At 33.6% G+C, this 16,555-nt stretch carries 17 protein-coding genes; 6 read left to right on the forward strand and 11 right to left on the reverse strand.

Features of this window, described 5'->3' with window-relative positions; all coding sequences use genetic code 11:
* Window positions 1-25: 25 nt before the first annotated feature.
* On the reverse strand, window positions 26-1,417 hold the full coding sequence (locus tag M4L39_RS12410; RefSeq protein WP_277582288.1) for an MFS transporter: 1,392 nt from the start codon (window positions 1,415-1,417) through the stop codon (window positions 26-28).
* Window positions 1,418-1,876: 459 nt separating this feature from the next.
* Between M4L39_RS12410 and M4L39_RS12415 the strand changes: the two genes are divergently transcribed.
* The 5 genes from M4L39_RS12415 to M4L39_RS12435 all read left to right on the forward strand — a co-directional run bounded on the left by M4L39_RS12415 (window position 1,877) and on the right by M4L39_RS12435 (window position 6,087).
* Window positions 1,877-2,389 (forward strand): DUF4242 domain-containing protein, encoded by a 513-nt coding sequence (locus tag M4L39_RS12415; RefSeq protein ID WP_277582289.1) that lies wholly within the window; start codon window positions 1,877-1,879, stop codon window positions 2,387-2,389.
* Window positions 2,390-2,545: 156 nt separating this feature from the next.
* Window positions 2,546-3,286 (forward strand): ABC transporter ATP-binding protein, encoded by a 741-nt coding sequence (locus M4L39_RS12420; RefSeq protein ID WP_277582290.1) that lies wholly within the window; start codon window positions 2,546-2,548, stop codon window positions 3,284-3,286.
* A gap of 13 nt (window positions 3,287-3,299) precedes the next feature.
* Entirely contained in the window at window positions 3,300-4,259 is a 960-nt protein-coding gene (locus M4L39_RS12425) for an ABC transporter substrate-binding protein (RefSeq protein ID WP_277582291.1), read from the forward strand.
* Between the two features lie 5 nt (window positions 4,260-4,264).
* Window positions 4,265-5,026: an ABC transporter permease gene (locus M4L39_RS12430; RefSeq protein ID WP_277582292.1), complete on the forward strand. Its 762-nt coding sequence runs from the start codon at window positions 4,265-4,267 to the stop codon at window positions 5,024-5,026.
* Between the two features lie 14 nt (window positions 5,027-5,040).
* Entirely contained in the window at window positions 5,041-6,087 is a 1,047-nt protein-coding gene (locus M4L39_RS12435) for an acyl-CoA dehydrogenase family protein (protein ID WP_277582293.1), read from the forward strand.
* 292 nt (window positions 6,088-6,379) lie between these two features.
* On the opposite strand, the gene M4L39_RS12440 is transcribed toward M4L39_RS12435, so the two are convergent.
* From M4L39_RS12440 to M4L39_RS12485, 10 genes are all read right to left on the reverse strand, one after another.
* Window positions 6,380-7,141, reverse strand: a complete 762-nt coding sequence (locus tag M4L39_RS12440; RefSeq protein ID WP_277582294.1) for an alpha/beta hydrolase — start codon at window positions 7,139-7,141, stop codon at window positions 6,380-6,382.
* Between the two features lie 19 nt (window positions 7,142-7,160).
* Entirely contained in the window at window positions 7,161-7,850 is a 690-nt protein-coding gene (locus M4L39_RS12445) for an ABC transporter permease (RefSeq protein WP_277582295.1), read from the reverse strand.
* Entirely contained in the window at window positions 7,850-8,794 is a 945-nt protein-coding gene (locus M4L39_RS12450; RefSeq protein WP_277582296.1) for an osmoprotectant ABC transporter substrate-binding protein, read from the reverse strand. Before M4L39_RS12450 ends, M4L39_RS12445 begins: the two co-directional genes overlap by 1 nt.
* A gap of 15 nt (window positions 8,795-8,809) precedes the next feature.
* Window positions 8,810-9,445, reverse strand: a complete 636-nt coding sequence (locus tag M4L39_RS12455; protein WP_277582297.1) for an ABC transporter permease — start codon at window positions 9,443-9,445, stop codon at window positions 8,810-8,812.
* Window positions 9,445-10,629 (reverse strand): betaine/proline/choline family ABC transporter ATP-binding protein, encoded by a 1,185-nt coding sequence (locus M4L39_RS12460; protein WP_277582298.1) that lies wholly within the window; start codon window positions 10,627-10,629, stop codon window positions 9,445-9,447. Before M4L39_RS12460 ends, M4L39_RS12455 begins: the two co-directional genes overlap by 1 nt.
* A gap of 302 nt (window positions 10,630-10,931) precedes the next feature.
* Window positions 10,932-11,405: a thioesterase family protein gene (locus tag M4L39_RS12465; protein ID WP_277582299.1), complete on the reverse strand. Its 474-nt coding sequence runs from the start codon at window positions 11,403-11,405 to the stop codon at window positions 10,932-10,934.
* Between the two features lies 1 nt (window position 11,406).
* Window positions 11,407-12,372 (reverse strand): 3-hydroxyacyl-CoA dehydrogenase NAD-binding domain-containing protein, encoded by a 966-nt coding sequence (locus M4L39_RS12470; protein ID WP_277582300.1) that lies wholly within the window; start codon window positions 12,370-12,372, stop codon window positions 11,407-11,409.
* On the reverse strand, window positions 12,369-13,259 hold the full coding sequence (locus tag M4L39_RS12475; protein ID WP_277582301.1) for a 3-keto-5-aminohexanoate cleavage protein: 891 nt from the start codon (window positions 13,257-13,259) through the stop codon (window positions 12,369-12,371). The genes M4L39_RS12470 and M4L39_RS12475 overlap by 4 nt, the downstream gene beginning before the upstream one ends.
* A gap of 193 nt (window positions 13,260-13,452) precedes the next feature.
* Window positions 13,453-14,001 (reverse strand): TetR/AcrR family transcriptional regulator, encoded by a 549-nt coding sequence (locus M4L39_RS12480; RefSeq protein WP_277582302.1) that lies wholly within the window; start codon window positions 13,999-14,001, stop codon window positions 13,453-13,455.
* 288 nt (window positions 14,002-14,289) lie between these two features.
* Window positions 14,290-14,889, reverse strand: a complete 600-nt coding sequence (locus tag M4L39_RS12485; protein WP_277582303.1) for a YdeI/OmpD-associated family protein — start codon at window positions 14,887-14,889, stop codon at window positions 14,290-14,292.
* Window positions 14,890-15,075: 186 nt separating this feature from the next.
* On the opposite strand from M4L39_RS12485, the gene M4L39_RS12490 reads away from it, so the two are divergent.
* On the forward strand, window positions 15,076-16,440 hold the full coding sequence (locus M4L39_RS12490) for an APC family permease (protein ID WP_277582304.1): 1,365 nt from the start codon (window positions 15,076-15,078) through the stop codon (window positions 16,438-16,440).
* Window positions 16,441-16,555: the final 115 nt, after the last annotated feature.

Raw genomic sequence — 16,555 nt, forward strand, 5'->3', positions numbered from 1 at the left:
TTGATTTGTTTTTTTAATCTTTCTATTAATTATTAAATTGATTTTTTGGCACTAATACGAGCACTGCAACAAATGCAATGATTGCTAATGCCGCATTGAACCATAAGCCAAACATAGCGCCTACATGAATATTTGCTGATGCAGATATTACGCTAAACACCGTTCCTGAAATCGCAACACCGAATGAATTACCTAGAGAAGACGCCATCTTATACACACCTGCTGCGACACCTACTTTGTCTACTGGTGCTGTAGAAACAGCTGTGTCTGTTGAAGGTGTCGCATACATTCCTAAACCTATACCATAAATTAAATATCCTATTACACATATAATGACATATATCGGCGTAGGTAAAAATGTTAGCGAAATAAGTATAATACCAAATGCGTTAAGTGCCGCACCGATAAGCATTGGTCGTTTAGGTCCAATCCGTTGAAGTATTTTTTCTCCTACACGTATCATCACAAGGACTGCAATTAAATATGTAATTGTCATAGCACCTGATTGAAATGAATTAAAATGTAACCCTGATTGAAAATACGTATTTGCTACAATAAGTGTACCTGCAACCGCATTTAATAAAAAATTAGAAACAGTCGCTCCACTATAACCCTTATGTTTAAATATACTGAAATCAATCAAAGGATTTTTCACTCTACCTTCATATAAAACAAACGCAATAATAGACACAATAAATATTACGATTAAAGACATAATGAATGGCGATAATAATCCATAAGTAGAGGCTTGCGTAATAATTAAATTGACACTTAACATTCCAACAATTAAGATGACTAATCCTGTAATATCAAACTTCGCACGTCGTGATGCGTCTGATTGTACTCCCTTTGTTTCAGGTGCATGTTTCATTAAGTACATGGATAAAACAGCTACAATAATAGATATAATAAAAATTGATCTCCAACCAATAAATGTAGACATAATACCACCAAATAATGAACAGATACCTGTGCCACCCCACGAACCAATAGACCAATAACTCAAGGCACGTTGTCGACGCTGACCAATATAATACTCGTTGATAATAGCTAACGTTGATGGCATAATACACGCTGCTGATAAACCTTGAATCGCTCTTCCTACCACTAGCAATGGAATAAATCCTGGAATAATAATGAACAGTGAACCAACAATACTTAATATTAAACCAATGTATGTCATTTTCACTCTACCGTATCTATCTGCTAAGCCACCTGTTCCAACTACAAACAAACCACACATTAATGCTGTGAGACTAACAGCTACATTAATCGTTCCATAATTTGTATTAAAAGACGATTGTAAATCAGGAACAATATTCACTAGTGATTGCGCAAACAACCAAAAAGTTATCACTCCTAAAAAAATTCCTAGGAGCAATCTATTATCTCCTTCAAACGACTGAGCTGACTCCATAATACTTTTCCTCCTCTATCCCCCGAAAATATATTAGAGCAAATATCAAAATAGGTATACACGTCTTTAAAATTTTCAGTGTCTAGTCCTAAAAAAGTCTATATCTATCTCAAAATAATTACTAGAATATATTATTAGCCTTTGCTTATGATAAAAAATGAATCTTCTGTTTCAAAATTATTTTTAAAATCCAATATAATCAAAATAACACTTACCTTAAAATTTTGCTTTTAAAAAAAGAATAATAGTGTTTAATTACATTTAAAAAGTTAAATTACAATCATTTTTAATACTCATACAAATCGCTACTTAACTTATTAATTGAATCTCTCCATCTATAATATTCTATAAATTAATTAACATTTTTCAGAAAATTAAAATTACATATCATTATATCCTTGTAATCTGATAAGGATTATTGTATTATTCATGTATTATCAATCTTGGAGGTTAATATTTATGACATTATATTTACTAGAAGCAAATGACTTAGCTTTTGCCTCAACAAAAAGCGAATTAGAAAAGAAAGCAGCTGATTTAACAACTGCTGAAGTACCAACGCTTATCGAAGTACAAGCGACAGAAGACCTTACACATGGTTACTTTATCGTTGAAGCTAATGATGATACTGAAGCAAAACAATTTTTAGAAGATGCTTCAATTAATATAAATCTTGCTAAAGAAGTACGTTTAGTTGGTAAAGAATTAGAAGACGTTAAAAAAGGTGATGCACATGTAGATTACCTAGTAACTTGGAATATTCCAGAAGGCGTTTCTATGGATCAATACTTAGCACGTAAAAAGAAAAACTCAGTACATTATGAAGAAGTACCAGAAGTACAATTCCAACGTACTTACGTTTGTGAAGATATGTCAAAATGTATCTGTTTATACGACGCACCAGACGAAGATGCTGTTCGCCGCGCACGTAAAGCTGTAGATACACCTATCGATGATATCGAGAAAATATAAAGAACTACTTTCTCAATGAAATTGAGATTAGTAGTTCTTATGCACTTTTTAAAAACAAAACATTAAAACCAATCACTTCACGGGCTATGTGTATGCATAGCCCTTTAGTGTAAGGATAAACCATACTAAAACGATAAGGATAATCGAGGTGTTGTAATGATTCACATTGACCACGTTCAACATCAATTTGGCGATAACCAAGTCATTAATGATTTTGAATTAAATATAGAAAAAGGTAACATCGTAACTTTTATAGGTAAAAGTGGTTGTGGTAAATCTACATTATTAAATATTATTGGTGGTTTTTTAACACCTACTTCAGGTGCAGTAAATATTGATGGAAAAGTTAAGCAAACGCCATCACCTGATTGTTTAATGATATTTCAACACCACAACTTACTTCCTTGGAAAAATATAAACGACAACATACGTATTGGTTTATCTCAATACATAAACAATGAAGACATAAACAAACATTTAAAAACTGTAGATTTAAATCATAAAGGAAAATTATTTCCAGAAGAATTATCCGGTGGCATGAAACAACGTGTCGCGCTTTGTAGAGCACAGGTGCATCAACCAAATGTCATACTCATGGATGAACCCTTAGGCGCCTTAGATGCCTTTACACGTTATAAATTACAAGATCAACTTGTACGTTTAAAAGAACGCACAAAAGCAACAATCATTTTAGTTACTCATGATATTGATGAAGCGATTTATCTTTCAGATGATATCGTGCTACTCGGTGAAGGTTGTGAGATTATTAGCCAGTACAATATAAAACAATCTCATCCTCGTAACCGCAATGATAGCCATTTATTAAAAGTTAGAAATGATATTATGGAAAAATTTGCTTTAAATCATCATATGGCAGAGCCAGAATATTATTTATAAGGAGTGTTGTAAATTGAAAAAATATATCGTTTTTACTTTAATACTCCTTCTTATTCTTTCTGGTTGTAGCCCAAATAAAAATCAAGATAGTCAAAATAATGAAAGTAAAAAACAAACTATAAAAATAGGGTATCTTCCAGTAACACATTCAGCAAATTTGATGATGACAGAAGAAATTCAACAAAAAGCTAAAAAATCCGGCTATGAACTTGAACTCATCCGTTTTAATAATTGGCCAGACCTTATGGATGCTTTGAACAGCGGTAAAATCGATGGTGCATCTACACTGATTGAGCTTGCAATGAAATCAAAGCAAAAGGGTTCAGATATTAAAGCAGTCGCTTTGGGTCATCATGAAGGTAATGTGATTATGGGGCAAAAAGGCAAAGAAGCTTCTGATTTCCACAATCACGGAGAGTACAGTTTTGCTATACCGCATCGTTATTCAACACATTATTTATTACTAGAAGAAATGCGAAAGCAAATGAACTTAAAGTCTGACACGTTTAGTTATCATGAAATGGCCCCTGCAGAAATGCCTGCAGCGTTAAGCGAAGATCGAATCTCGGGTTATTCTGTGGCAGAACCATTCGGTGCACTTGGAGAAAAACTAGGCAAAGGCGACACTTTAAAACATGGTAGCGATATCGTTCCAGATGCTTATTGTTGCGCACTCGTACTTAGAAGTGATCTTATTGATCAACATCATACAGTTGCCAAAGAATTCATGTCAGATTATAAACAAGCTGGTTATAAAATGGACAATAAAGAAAAAAGTGTTGATGTCATGACAAAAAACTTTAAGCAAGATAGAAAAGTTCTAAAACAATCAGCCGAATGGACTTCATACGGCGATTTAACAATTAAAAAAGATGGTTACAGTAAAATTACAGATTTAGTAAATGATCATAATCTTTTTAAAGCACCTGCTTATAAAGATTTTGTTGATCCTACGCTCTATAAGGAGGGATAAATGAAATGACAGCTAATATAGTCAAAAAATGGACATTACCAATCCTTACTTTTATCATTTTCCTATTTATATGGCAATGCGTAATATGGATTGGACAATATCAGCCTATTCTTTTGCCTGGACCATTATTAGTAGCAAAAAGTATATGGGAGTTCATTATTACCGGGGAAATATTTGCCCACTTAGGCATCAGTTTATTTCGCTTTATTGTAGGATTTGGATTTGCAGTTATCATAGGCGTTCCAGTTGGCTTTTTATTAGGTCGCAGTAACGCGTTATTTGATGCAATAGAACCGCTATTTCAATTAATCAGACCAGTCTCGCCTATTGCATGGTCACCGTTCGTCGTTTTATGGTTTGGTATCGGAAGTTTACCTGCAATGGCAATTATATTTATCGCAGCATTTTTCCCAATTGTTTTTAATACAATCAAAGGGATTAGAAATGTGGAACCCCAATACTTGAAGATTGCATCTAATTTAAATTTAAAGGGATGGTCATTATATCGAAACATCCTCTTCCCTGGTGCATTTAAACATATTATGGGTGGTATACATATGGCAGTTGGAACAAGCTGGATATTCTTAGTTTCTGGCGAAATGATTGGCGCACAATCTGGACTCGGATTCTTAATTGTTGATTCCAGAAATATGTTGAATCTAGAAGATGTTTTATCTGCTATATTCTTTATTGGGGTATTCGGATTCTTAATTGATCGCCTCATTAGTTATTTAGAGAAAATGATATTAACACGTTTTGGTGAATAAAGGAGAGCAAATTCATGAGTTTAAAAACACATATTGAAAACGAATTAGATCCATATTTAGTAGAAATTGATGACGGTTCACACTATCCTAAAGCCTTCATTCAAACTTTATTTAAAGAAGGTTATTTTAAAGAAAAGGATGTCAAAGCAAATTCAAAAGTCATCGAAGAAGTATCACAATCTTGTCTAACAACTGGCTTCTGTTTGTGGTGCCAACTTGCATTTTCTACCTATTTACAAAATGCAGAACAACCTCATTTAAATAAAGACTTACAACAGCAATTACTATCAGGAGAAATTTTAGGTGCTACAGGATTATCAAACCCCATGAAATCATTTAATGATTTAGAATCATTCAACTTGTCACATCACTATAATGATGGGCAATTCATTGTGAATGGTCGATTACCTGCGATTAGTAATATTGCTGCAGAGCATTATTTTGGCGCTATTTCTAAGTCTGAAACCTCAGATGAACTTGTAATGTTTATTGTTCAAGCCAATCAAGAAGGTGTTAATATAAATGAAATGTCTAGTTTCTTGGGTGTAAATGGTTCGGCAACATTTTCAATTGAAATGAATGATGTGGACATTCCTGAAGCACATATTATTACACACGACGCTAAAACATTCGCTTCTAAAATACGTCCGCAATTTGTAGCGTTACAAATACCGATTGCATTAGGTTCAGTCCGTTCGTCACTTGATTTAATTCATAAATTCTCTAATGCACAAAATGGTATTAACAAATATCTAGAATATGATGTTCAAGACTTTGAAACACGTTTTAACAATATAAAGAAACAATTTTACAGTTTATTAGATACAAATGATTTACACAATCAATTTGGTGACCTAATTGATCTAAAAAAAGAAGCTGGTTATTTACTACTTGAAGTTAATCAAGCATCTATGGTGAACGGTGGTTCTAGAGCATATTCACCTCGTGCACCACAGGCGCGTAAATTAAAAGAAGGCTTTTTCTTTGCAGCATTAACACCAACATTAAGACATTTAGGTAAACTACAAGAAGAATTCAAAAGTAGCAATTCTTCAGTTTAATAAATCAATTTAGAAACAGTAATAACTATTATGAAACAGACAAACGCATTTTTATATTCGTTTGTCTTTATATAAGTTCAACTAATGAAAAATAATGAATTATTTCTTATATTATTTGAAAAACGACAATTATTCGGGCAACTCCTAAAAGAAAAACATTAACCAAAGGCTACAGACTAACGCTGTTCCCGTTGAAGTTTTGCAAAAAAGAGTCAACAAAGTCGTAGAATTTATCGAGACGTTAAAACAGCGAACAAATGTGTTTACACATTTGTTCGCTGTTTTTCTGTTACTATGCTTTGACAAACCATTCAATTGCACGTTTAATACTTTGATCCCAATAAGCATAATTATGTTCACCAGGTCCATCTTCAAATTGATATGGAATTGCTTTTTCATCTAAATACTTAATAAATTGTTGATTATCTTCATGCAATTCATCTTCCGTGCCACACATGATGAGTAACTCTGGAATAGATTTATTTTGGTCGATTGCTTCATCGACTAAATGATATGGATCTAAATCAGTGCCTTTAACTATTTTATTGGTACCTGCTATTGCTTCACCTGAGAAATCATACCAATCAAAGTCCATAAGGTGTTGCCCATTAAATACTGCTGATAATGGACAAGCTTTAGCAAAACGATGACCTTGTGATAAAGCATATTTTATTGTGCCATAGCCTCCCATAGAGTGACCAGCAATAAAATTATCCTCTCTTTTATCAGATAATGGTAAAATTTGGTGCGCATAATCTAACACTTCTAATACATAATCAAAATAGTTATGGCCATAAGCCATGTTACTGTATCCACTATGATCAGCATTTGGCATAATAACTGCTAATTGATAAGTATTGGCATAACGTTCGATACTCGTATAACGCATATAAGAAGTTTCATCACTTGAAAGACCATGTAGTAATAATAAAGTTTTCAATGGTTTCGGTTGTGCTGCTTTATTAAAATAACTTTCATCTTCCGGTAAAATCACCATAAAATGATGATGCATACCTATCGTTTTAGAATTATAATTAATTGATAAAATTGCCAACTTTATTCACTACCCTTTATTAATTAATACTTTGTGGCTTATGTTTTTCTTTTTTCTGTGCTTTATTAGAAGGATCTAAACGTTTTTCTAAAAATCTCAATCCGACGTCAATTAGAATTGCAATTAATGCAATTGGAATCGCCCCCGCAAGAATAAACGTCGTTCCATCTGTTGCGTTTGTACCACGAATGATAATGTCACCTAAAGTTGGTGCTCCAATAAATGATCCGACTGCTACAACACCAATTGCTACAACAAGTGCGATTCTTAAACCACCTATAATAACAGATAAAGACAATGGCAACTCAATCAAACGTAATACTTGGTTTCGTGTCATTCCCATACCTTTACCCGCATCTTTAATGTTTTCATCAACACCAATAATGCCTGTAAAAGTATTTTTAATTATAGGTAACAATGCATATAAGAACACCGTTAAAACAACTGTGTTTGGACCTAAGCCCATCACTAACATTAAAATTGCTAACATCGCAATAACTGGTACAGTCTGTATAATATTCGCAATTGTAATAATCGTCCATGATAATTTTTTATATCTAGCGATCATAATACCCAATGGTATACCTACAATTGCTGCAAATAAAACACCGTATACCGACATTAATAAATGCATAATAAATAAATCCCATAGGTAGCCAAAGTTGACTGAATAATATTCGACTAATTGCTGTAATAAATTACCTTCCATTAGTTTTGACCACCTTTCTTATCGTCTTCAAAATAGTTGTGTTCTTGCAAGAAATTTTCAGCTACAACGGCTGGTTCTTGGCCTTCGCCATCTGCTTTATAATTAAGCTTTTGCATTTCTTCTGTTGATATTTTTTTATCTAATTTATTAATACTCGGTTTTAATTCTGGATGTTTTTCTAATAAATCGTTAGTTGCTACTGCACTTGCGTCGTATGGTGGGAAAAAGCGTCTATCGTCTTCCAGTACTTTTAAGTCATACCCCTCAATACGTCCATCCGTTGAATAACCAACTGCGACTTCTAGATTTCCTGAATTTAATGCATCATATACAAGTCCGATTTGCATTGGGCGAACTGTATTAAAATCAAATCCATATTCTTTCGTAAACCCAGGATAACCATCACCTTCACGATGTAACCACGAACTGTCTACGCCTAGTCTTAACTCATCGCTATGTTTTTCCAAATCTGAAACAGTTTCTAAATTATATTTTTCAGCCGTTTCTTTAGTAACCATAAATGCGTATGTGTTCGCAAAACCATATGAATCAAAGAATGTTTGATCAAATTTCTTTTGGAATCCATCTTGAGTGGCTGTCATCGCTTTTTCAGGATCTTTTATTGGGTCTTCATTTAATGCTCCTGTTAAATCTGTGCCAGTGTATCTTGCCCCAGACATATTCGCATCACCATTCACTAAAGCATTGTGTTGAATGGTACTTGAACCTAAATTGTTAATTAATGATGGTTTAATCTTACCATCTGTGTCATGTTCTATAATGAGTCTCAGCATATGAGACATAATTTGTGATTCACTCGTTGCAAGTGCTGTAATTTTAACTTCATCATCTGAGCTGCTACCACTTAAACCAGGTAAACTACATCCAGATAACACCGTCAGACACAGTACAAGCACGATACTATACTGTTTAAACTTCTTCATAATGTCCTCCTTTTATTATCTGGATACTTTTAATCCTTTTGGAACAGCCCATTTTTCGACTATTGAAAGTAATACGTCTACAACTAAAGCTAAAATTGTTACAAGTATAGCTGCACTTACAATCATCAATGGATCATATAAATTTAACCCGTTAAATACAAAGTCACCTAAACCGCCTGCACCAACATAACTTGCTAGCGTAGCCCAACTGATTACATATACAGATGATAATCGAATGCCACCTAATATAAGTGGTAAGGCTAATGGTAACTCAATATCTTTCATAAGTTGTAACTTCGTCATTCCCATACTTGTGCCAGCTTCTTTAATATTATTGTCGATATTTTTGACGCCTAACACAGTATTATTCAATATTGGTAAAAGTACATAGATAAATAATGCTACAATTGCAGGTAATTTCCCCACACCAAATATCGGTATCATGATAGCTAATACCGCAAGCGTTGGTATTGTTTGAAGCACACCAGCAATTGTGAGTACGATATTTGAAGTTCTCTTCATTTTGGATAAGATAATGCCTAATGGAACAGCAACTACGATAGCGATTAACAATGCGATCATTGAGATATAAAAGTGTTCAGCTGTTTTTGATATCAGTTGCCCACCATATTGCTCTATGAAAACTTTCATTATTTATCAGCTCCTACATTTTCGGGCTCGACTATTGCATTTTGATTCGCATTGTCATCTTCGTCTATTTCGCCCCAAATACTGTCATAAACAATATCCACTAGGTTTGCTCTCGTAACTAATCCAATTAATGTTTCACCATCTTTATCCACTACCGGAACGTTTCTTACATTTCGTTTTAATATTGTACGTACTGAATCTTGCAATTTACTGTCTATTCTTACTCTATAAATATCTCGTTGCATCGTATCGATAAGTTCTTTGTTTGCGCGTAATCCTTGGTTAATATCTTCAATATCTAAGTAACCTAATAATCTACTGTTATTACCTACAACAAAAATAGTATCTACACGACGCTCTCTCATGACTTTAACTACTTCATTCAATGAACTATCTGCGTGTACAGTTACAGGTTTAATCATTGCATCTTTAACTGTACGCATGTTTGGACGATCTTGAATTAATCTATTTTGACCAATAAAATCACGTACGAAATCGTTTGCAGGATGACGTAGGATATTGTCTGGCGTATCAAATTGTATAACTTGTCCTTCAGACATAATACATATTTTGTCTGCTAGCTTAATCGCTTCATCCATATCATGTGTAACAAAAACAAATGTTTTACCTAATTTTTGTTGTAATTCTTTTACTAAATCTTGTAATGTATCTCTCGTAATCGGATCTAATGCACCAAATGGTTCGTCCATTAATATGACATCTTGTTCAGCAGCTAATGCACGCACTACCCCAATACGCTGTTGTTGTCCCCCAGATAATTGAGATGGATATCTATCTAAAAACTCTTCCGGTAGGTCTACGAGTTTAATTAATTCTTTCGCTTTACGTTCTTTCTTTTCTTGGGACCATTTTAATAATTTCGGCACTAAAACGATATTTTCTCTAATTGTCATATGAGGCATGAGTCCTATTTGTTGAATTACATAACCAATTTTTCTACGTAATTCTACTGGATTCATTTTGCGGACATCACCACCATTGATAGTTATTTGTCCCTCAGTAGCTTCTATCATTCTGTTAATCATTCTTAAAGCAGTTGTTTTACCACTACCACTTGTTCCTATAAACGCAATAAATTCACCAGTTTCAACATCTAATGATATATTATCTACAGCTTTCTTCCCACCACCGTAGACTTTTGATAAGTTTTTAATACTTAACATGGTTCAATTCCTTTCTATGTACATATTTAAATTAAAAATATTTCATAATAAATTTAGGACTACTTGTGAATGTTATACAAATTCTAAAATAAGTAACAACATAGCTACAAATAGCCCTAATTTATTCGTTATGGTTGTTAAAAAACAAATCAATTATACAATAAATTAAAATTTGATTTTGTTACCCTATATAATAAGATACCTTAATTAATAAAAATAAACAATTTATACTCATGAATTTTGTTTATTAAAACATTCAATAAACATAGATGATCAATCGTTTCAAATTCATTTCAATTATATTATTTATGCTTAATACCAATCAGATGTCCAAGCTCTTTGGGCTTATTTTTAACATTAATTATAGCAGCATAATCTTCAACTGATTTTTTTATCATTTCTGGAAATGCTTCAGGCTTATCTATGGTTGTATTCATACCCATGAGCATCACTTCATAAGTTGCACAACGAGATTGATGTGCATCTGTTAACGTCATAAACACATGTAAACGTTTCGCATCATAATCATATAACTCAACGTTAACCGAGATTAATTCATCTACTTTAATTTCTTTTAAATACATCACATGATTTTCTAAAGTAAATACTGTGTATTGGCTTTGTGCTATCGTTTCCTTATCTAATCCTAGATAGGCAAGCCAAGCATCTGTCGCATCACTAAAAACACGATTATACTCGGCATCATTCATATGGCCATTGTGGTCTACCCAAATATCTTTCACTTTAGTCGTATATTCAAATTGTGAACGTATCATATTAATACACCGATGGACTTGTAGATTTTTTCATTGATGGTGTATCTTCTGGCCAATATTCTTCTGCTAATTTTTTAACTTTTATTAAGAATTCGTTGCGCTTTTGATCAAGCTCTGACATCGTTTGGCCTTGTGATGATGCTTCACATCCATTAACAACTTCATCATATAAGTCTTTCGTTAATTCTGGCGCAACTAATTTAGTCCATGGCTTTTTCAAAGCTGGGCCAAATTGTTTTAACATGTGGCGCATACCGCCTTCCCCGCCTGCCAAATGGAAAGTCATGAATGGTCCGTATTGTGCGTAACGTAAGCCGGCAGCATGCGTGAATGCTTTATCTACTTCTTCTGTAGTAGCTATGCCATCATTTACGATATGCAATGCTTCTCTCCAAAGTGCTTCCATTAATCTATCGGCAATATGACCTTCTATTTCATGTCTCACATGCAGTACGTCCATACCAATACTTTCATAAGCTTGTTCAGCTTTTACTGTCGTTTCTTCTGCAGTTAGTTGTCCTGGAACAATTTCTACAAGCGGTAAAATATATACCGGATGGAATGGGTGCGCAACAACTAAACGCTCTGGATGTTGCAAGTTTTGTTGTAACTCGGAAGGTTTAATACCTGAAGTACTTGAGCCTATTGTTGCATCAGGTCGTGCATAAAAGTCTATTTCAGTAAGCACTTGTTCTTTTAATGATTCAATTTCAGGCACATTTTCTTGTATATGATCCGCTGTTTTAACTGCTTCTTCTAAATAAGGCGTGAATGTAAGGTTTTCTAATGAAGCACCTTCTGCTAAGCCAAGTTCTTCGGCATATGGCCAATTTTGTTTTACTTGTTTCAACATTCTTTCATATGCACCTTCACTTGGATCAGTAGCGATTACTTCGTGTCCATGTGCTAACATTCTTGTGATCCATCCACTACCAATAACACCTGTTCCTACGACTGCGAATTTCATTTTGCGCCTCCTTGTGGATTTCTAAGTTGATATTTTTCACGCGCTTCAGCCGGCGTCATTGGTTCTATATCTAAACCTTTTAATATTTCTATAGCTTTTTCAACGAGTTGTTCATTAGTTGCTTTGACACCTTTTGCCAAATATAGATTATCTTCTAAGCCAACACGTACGTTACCTCCACGTTGAGCTGCTTCTTCTACTGTTGGAAATTGCATTCTACCAATACCAAATGCTGACCAATGTGCATTTTCAGGTATACGTGTCTTAAAATATTCTATCGTTTCCGCGTCGTTTTCTGCTCCCCACGGAATACCAAGACAGAATTGAAACATTGGCTCTCCTTCAATTAAACCTTCATTTATAAGTTGTTTAGCAAATGAAATGTGACCACTATCAAAACACTCTAACTCAGGTTTAACACCAGCATCTTTAACAAGTTGTGCTTGTTCTCTTAACCAACCTGCTGGACTTAAGTAAAGCGTATCACCCATATTGACGCTTCCACAATCTAAGGTGCACATTTCTGGTAATAATGCGCCTACGGGTTCATGTCTTTCTTTTGGCGTTTGCATGTCAGTTCCTTCTGCACCAGTATATGGATCTTCTAAATTCGGAATGAAGTCTCCTCCGCCACCAGAAGTAATATTTATAACAATATCTTCGTCTGCTTCTCTAATTAATTTCACTGCTTCTTTAAAAAATTCAACGTTATGACTTATGCCACCAGTTTCTGGGTCTCTAGCATGTATATGTGCCACAGTCGCTCCTGCTCTTGCACATTTTATGGCTGAATCAGCAATCTCTTGAGGTGTTACAGGAACACTTTTATTTTTTTCTGTAGTATCTCCAGCACCTGTTATAGCTGCTGTTAGCATAACTTTCTTCATTAATATAAACCTCCAACAGAGTTTTTTAATACATCGATTAGTGTACCAACCAGACGGTTTACTTTCAACCTTATAAAATATAAAAAAAGGGATTAATCAATTTTGAATCATTGACTATCCCTTTACTATCAGCGTTTTTTATGAAATTTTCATTAAATTATTTTTTTATAATTTCTATTCTTATCGACGCATTTTAATCGATTTTTTCATTTTTTGTATAAGCTGTTAACCTTTCTAAAACCTCAGCTCGCATCGAATCATCAATTGCGGCTAAACCAAATATTTCAGACAACCATAGCCCATCAACTGCTAATCTGATAATTGTTGCATCAACTTTGTCTAAGCCATCATTTTCAATATTGGATTGCCATTCTTTATATGTGTCTTGTAAAGGTAATAATAAATTACTATTTATACCTTGTGCCGCTAACATTCCTGAAGTGATAGATGCATTTTCTGAACTATATTCGCGTGTGGCACCTATAAATGCCCGTATCCACTTACCTTGTTGTTGCTCATCAGCTTGCACATGTTTATCAACGTTAATTCGATATATTTCGTCTGCATGATCGACAAGACCTTGAATTAATGCGAATTTGTTTTTGAAATGATACAATAAGCCACCTTTACTTACGCCTGCCTTCTTAGCAACAGCATCTAAAGTTAAATATTCACTACCTTGTTCATTAACGATAGAAGCTGCTGCTTCTAGTAATTGTATCCGTTTAGAAACTCTTGGCATTAATACACCTTCTCTCTAAAAGTACTATACGAGTTGATGTCTCGTAACACTTTTTATATTCGAGCAAACTATAAACGATAATTGTTAAAGTTGCAACTGTATCATTTTATTATTAATTAAAATAATGACCATTAAACAATCAATATGACCTAAGTACACATTTTATTTTATTTGTGATAAATATGATTACACCTTAAAAAACTTCTCTATCTTTTTCACATGTGCTTAAATTATGTTGCTATTTTTTTAGACTTAATTCGTTATTTTAATATCAACTTCGAGCCTATATTATTTATCATCTATACCCTTACCTTCTAAAATATGATCCACATATTTTTCAACACGTTTTTCACGTGTTGTCGCTCTTTTAGCCTGTCCTATATGGAACATGTACTGCCTCTGTCTACCTGGTGTTAAGTTATAAAATGCTTCTTCAAGTTCAGGGCTATCATTTAATTTTATTTGTAGTTCTTTAGGCATTGCGTAATCTTCTGTTTTTTTCATTGGCACTTGCTTGCCTGATTTTTCAATTCTTATTGCTTCTTCTACATACCATTTAATTTCATCTCTTCGTTTTTCAATTTCTTCTAAACTTTCAAAGCGCAATTGTCTTGCAGCTTGGACATTTTTCGTTTGTTGAATAAGTGATTGATATGGATCATCCATGATAACGCCTTTTTCAAAAAGCAAAGCGCAATAATTTTTAAAGTCTTGAATAATCACAACATTTTTATTATCTAGCGTGTAACAAGGGTGCATCCATTTATAATCTTCTACTAATTCAGTTTCTCGAATAATCGATCTCATCGTCTTAAATTCATCTTGCCACTGCTTCAGTCTATCGATAAATGCATCTACTTTGATATGGTTTCCTTGTTCATTAGCCATAAAAATCGCACCTCTTTATAATTATTTTATTTATCTTTATTCTACTATGAATTGATTAATTTTATCTATATTTAATCATTTTAACATTTACACCAAGTTTTCCGATTGATATACTAGGAATTAAATATTTAATTATGTTCTGTTTGTATTATTTAGATCATTACATAGTATAGAGAGGTGATTTGAATGCAACAAGCAACAAATTTAAAAAAAGTACTAGGTTTAACTGACGTCTTGGGTATTGCTATCGGTCAAATAATAGGTGCTGGTGTCATGTCACTGACTGGAATTGGTATACAGATGACTGGTAGTGGCATAACCCCAGCATTTATTTTATCTGCCATCATTACCTTACTTACGATGTTCCCTATCGCAATATTAGGTTCGACATTACCTACTACTGGCGGAATGTATCAATATACTAGCCGCTTATTGTCTCCAAAGACTGGCATTTTTTGGTTGCTGTTATTTATCTTTTTACAGATCACGTTGTCGTTATATGCGTTGTCATTTGCACAATATTTAGAAGGTCTTTTTCCTGGGGTCCCCGTTAGAACTGTCGCTTTCTCATTATTAACTATTTTATTTATCGTAAATGTCGTTGGTATTAAATCTGCCTCTATTATTGGAAATATAATGGTGATCACTTTAATAGTTGCTTTGTCTTGTTTTATCATATTTGGTATTCCACATGTTAACCTTGGTGTATTTAATACGAAATCTATGCTGCCAGATGGTTTTACAGGATTCTTTACTGCTGTCGGTCTTGTTTCTTTTGCGACTGGAGGCGCTCAAGTAGTTGCTGAACTTGGTGGAGAAATGAAAAATCCTAAAAGGGATATCCCAATTGTTATTATTGTTGCTACTATATTTGTCGGATTATTATATGCATTTATTGCCTCAATTGCTGTAGGTGTATTACCTATTCCAGAGGTAGCAGGTAGACCATTAACGAGTGTCGCAAAAGAAGTGTTACCAACCCCGGCATTTATCTTCTTCATGGTTGGTGGCGCAATGTTTGCTTTAGCAACAACACTTAATTCGACTTTTACTTGGGTAACGAAAAGTTTATTAGTGGCAATTAATGATGGTTATCTCCCTAAATATTTAGGCAGAGTAAACAAACGTTTTGGTACACCACATTGGCTATTACTCATTTTTTATATTATTGGTGCTCTACCTATTATTACCGGCATGTCTTTAAATGTAGTAGCACAATTAGGTACAGGTATCTCATTAATTGTATTTGCTTTTCCTGCTTTAGCTGCAACACAATTACCCAAAAAATACCCAGAGGCCTATAGCCAATCACCATTTAAGGTTCCTTATCCAATACTAGTCATCATCGCAATTGTTGCAATTATCATATTATTATATCAATCTTATTTATTAATTTCCGATTTGAAAGTAGGTTATATAATAGGTATTTTAATATATATTCTACTTTCAGCTTTGATTGCGCATTTTTCAAATAGAAAAGCCAATTTAAATATTAGTGAAATACGATTAAATTCTAAAGAAATTTCCGAAACAACAAATCAACTTTTCTAATAATTATATAACTTAATAAAAAAGAGGAAGGACGCATATCAATTAAAAATTGATATGTGTCCTTCCTCTTTACTGTTGGTCTACTGAGAATCATCTGATTTCTTCTTAAAAAGTA

This window comes from Staphylococcus equorum (assembly GCF_029531845.1).
In the GTDB taxonomy this organism is placed as follows: Bacteria; Bacillota; Bacilli; order Staphylococcales; family Staphylococcaceae; genus Staphylococcus; species Staphylococcus equorum_C.